This is a genomic window from Pseudomonas sp. 5Vm1k, assembly GCF_056161485.1.
Genome location: NZ_JBSPCZ010000038.1, coordinates 1 through 3,909, shown reverse-complemented (window position 1 = coordinate 3,909; position 3,909 = coordinate 1). Strand labels below are relative to the sequence as shown.

The 3,909-nt window shown below is 49.9% G+C and carries 2 protein-coding genes; both read right to left on the bottom strand.

From position 1 onward, the window contains the following. Window positions 1-351: 351 nt before the first annotated feature. On the bottom strand, window positions 352-2,490 hold the full coding sequence (locus ACWIKB_RS33270; RefSeq protein ID WP_475271649.1) for a P-loop NTPase fold protein: 2,139 nt from the start codon (window positions 2,488-2,490) through the stop codon (window positions 352-354). Continuing rightward, complete coding sequence (locus ACWIKB_RS33265) at window positions 2,483-3,352, bottom strand: P-loop NTPase fold protein (protein ID WP_475271648.1); 870 nt, start codon at window positions 3,350-3,352, stop codon at window positions 2,483-2,485. The genes ACWIKB_RS33270 and ACWIKB_RS33265 overlap by 8 nt, the downstream gene beginning before the upstream one ends. Window positions 3,353-3,909 lie beyond the last annotated feature (557 nt).

Here is a 3,909-nt window from a genome sequence, read left to right as displayed (position 1 = left end):
CGGCATGCTCTTCTGGACTGAGGACAATGTTGAGTGCGTTCACCTGCGCTTCTCCGAACGTTGGATGACACCGGAAGTGTAGCCAATATCGGAGAAATGTTAATTTGAGAACAGCACACTAGGTTACGCCTCACTTGGCTATTCGCTTGGTGTCGAGGTTTCCGCCCCATAATCTTGGCTGATTGGACTGGTCAAATTCTGCGAAGCAGGTTTCTGGTCAGGTCGGCTGATTCGTGAGTTTATGGCAGGTATAAGTCCATTGAAAGTTTAGAGTATTAGGTGAGAGAAGAAGTGCATTTCCAAGCGCAGATGGGGCCAGCACTTGGTAAACCATGAAGCCATAACGGTTCACTAACCGGCATCCGACCCATACGCTTCAGCCTGGAATCGTGAGGGGGATTCAGCATCAGTCGTTACTCCTGTTGCTTCGTCGGCCAGTTCATCTAGTATGGAAAACACTCTATCCAAGTCTTCGCTGTACGAAGCTGTGTAACTCAATGTAAACACATAGCGCTCATCGACGTTTTTCATTTTTTCGCGAATGAAGTCGCGATGCTGGGCCCAATACTGCCCAATTTCCTTTGGATCGAAACCTCCTGTGAGCCCTGCCCTGGACGCGACATACCCCTCGTCGCTCAAGTCCGTGAAGAAAGAGTTGGTCAGATTAGCTAAGCAGTGATCAATGAAGTGGAAAGCGTTCTCATCGTCAATATCCGGATTGAAGCAAAAGCCAAACACGTACTCTCCCATTAGGCGTGCTATACCACCACAATCTTTATCGCCATGTGTGTCGTAATACCCACAACCTACGCCTGACCCATTAGGTAGCTTAGAGTTGCTCAGCTGATAGATTACGAATGATTTAAGCGTGGAACGCGCTGACGAAACACTTCGGACAAGCGAGTGGTCATCTATGGACGCATTCTCGCCAGTTTGAGACGAAGCTTCGCCGAGAAATGCTTCATTAGGCACGCCGTCGACTTCTGTGAAAAAGTTTCGCCCAGTGTCAATATAGGAGTGCTTAAACAACGCAAAAATCTTCTGCGATAGCCTTCTCATTGCCATCAGCGTGAGCTTTTCTACCCAGCCGGTTGTGGCTGCATCTAAGTCCTCATGCACGATAAGGGCGGAATGGAGGTTGTTCAGTTGGCCCCTCCGATCTGCGGAGCACTGGAGCCTGAAAAGCATTAAATCGTTCCAGCCTAGGACCCCGCGGTTGTTGTCGATAAGTCGCTCAAGTAATCCTTTCCCTTCGTAATCGCGCTCGCCAAAAATTCTCCATGCGATTTCAACAACATTTTCAGCTGAGTTTGGTAGTCGCTTACCAGTCGTTCTTCCCCATCCAGCACGATCTAGAAGTCGTAGTAGTGAGTAGATCGATCTCTGTCGCAGACCTCTATCTTCCTCTGCAATCGCAGAATACCTTGGTAGGTAGTCCACAAGAGTGTTGATGGAGTCCTCCGCAACGGCTTTAGTGAGGTCATAGGATTGATTGACGAGCACTCTCCAGAATTGGTCGTGTGCGTGCTGGCCTCGTTCCAGCTGGAAGTCTCCGGACGTCAGAATCGAAACGATAGATACCCCCTTACGGACCTGCTCCACAGCATTGTGGTACAGAACAAATGTCTGTTGTGGTTCGGGCGTAGCAAATCGAACAATCAGTTTCAGGTAATTCTCTAGATTCCTGAAAGACTCGTGGTTGAAGCAAGCGCGCGTTGCCAGGACCGCCTCTTCTACATCAGTTCGAGCAGGAAGCTCCAGTGTGTCTACATCGAAAAGCTGTCTTAATAAGAATGCTGCGGGGGCTGGTTGCTCCGCTACTAGTTTTGAAAACTCAGTTGAGTTAGTGAAATCGGGTTTTCCGTGGGTGCGACGGAGCGAAAATGATCCGGATCGTCCCTCAGTTTCTTCTGCATAGATAACTCTGAACAACCCAGGGTAGTTCAAGTGCAGAAGGATCAGGTTAATAAGATCGCATCTGTTGAAGTCCGTTCGACCTAGATTGCTGCGTTCGAGTTGCATGAGCAGCATTGCGTTAACGAAACGCTTAATCTTGCGGAGATTGCCAACAAGCGGTAGATAGCTAGACGCAAGATCTCCGTCGAGGATACTTGCCAACTCGTTGAGTACAGACCCAAGGCTCACCATTGTATCGGAAGGAATCGAGCCCAGTTGGTTGTTTTCGCGTTGCCAGTCCCTCTGTAGGAAGTCCCTGATGCCTGAACTGTCGACAAACAGGCTCAGCTTTACTGTCACGAACTTTTCAAGAAATTCCCTCGCTCTCGAACTATCCTCTTGGCTTCCCGCGAGTATTTCCGTGTCGTAGCAAAGTACATAGGTAGCCTGTGAGAGCTTGAACGTTCGCCGTGTGGCGAACAGAACTGAATTCGTAGTTTTTGCGTCCAGACGATCAAGGTCATCAATTACGATGATCACGCGACGACCGATGCGTCGGAGGACCTCATCAATGTCTTCCAGCAGTTCATCCACGGTTTCCTGAGACGGTTCCACGGACAACTTGAAGCCTAGGAAAGAAACGTCTGCTTTTTCCTTTTATCAGTCGAGAGTACCGGGATGCAGCAGGCCGAAACTCTGGAGCAAAAACTTCACGCTGAATAGCGGCGGATAGGTCTCTGATCAAGCGGTCAGCAAGGTCAGGCTCTGACGCGTAACGAAGGGGTTCGAAACGACAAACAATCGCCTTGTCTTCCGCGTTCGCCCAATGACGTTCTGCGAGGTTGATGAAGCTTGTCTTCCCGACTCCCCAAGGCCCATCAACGCCAAAAACAAGCCCCGGATGGGCGTCGCTCGCGAGTACAGTCTCCGCGAACGATTTGGCCTGCGCTTCACTTGCTAGGACGTCTTCTTTCTTATCTCTGATTTCCTCGTCCGCAATGAAAAACAGCTGCGGAATCGTACTCTTGGCTCTAGGCCAATATTGTTGAACCAGTGGCGATAACAGCATCGCACAGAGAAGAAGAAACAATGCTGGTGTCCAATAAGGATCCGCTGCTTGTAGGGCTATGTGAAATTTTGCCAACCAAGGTGAGGTCAACTCATTTGCCCAGATACCAATGCCGAGTGCCAAGAGTAGATCGATCCGAAAGCTGCGGCCCATTTTGGCAGCCGTGACGTATGCTCCCCGTTTGTATCCGTACGTCAGGCAAAGCAGCACCCCGGCTATGATTCCGCTCGCTTGTATCCATAATTCAACATCTTGCAATATTGGAGCGAAGTTTTTGCCAAGGTAGGCTGCGACTCGCCAGACTTCTGCTCCGATGAACCCTATTGCTAGTGGTTTGGCAAAAACTAGTAATTCCGGCATTTTCATCGCTGGTTTGGCAGTCGCCACAGAACTCTCCTTTTATGGTGCGGTGCATTCGCCTTGCGGGCTGGCAGTACTAGAAGTTTGGTTAAAAATCCAGAAACATGAATCTGATTTTGCTGCTGGATGGATTCGCCTAGCTCCATGCGCTGTGCGAATCATGCATGATCGGGCTCCAACTGGTCTTGATATTATGTGTCACGCGCTCCGCGTTATAATGCTCTCGACATGCATCCGTGCATCCGCCCCATGGTTTTGGGCGTGTAGCACAAAACATCGAAAATCCTATGCCATTCGATGGCGGTTGCCTTGGATTAGGTGGCGAAGAGGTTGTTAAATCCTGCTCTTGGGCGACACCGTTTCGAGGTGCGCAGCCTGAAGCTTTCGGTCGGTAACCAAGGCTCTTTCAAAGCTAGATATTGAAGGGGAGTGGGCTAGTAGCGAGTCTCACTTGCAGGCTATTGTGAGTTCACGTCGCTTTTGGCTCTTTTTCGCGCTGTCTTTGGCACCAATCCAGTCCGATATTTCTCTTCCTTTCTCAGCGTTTTCGCATGTCAGATAGCCTTGCCATACGCCACGTTTCC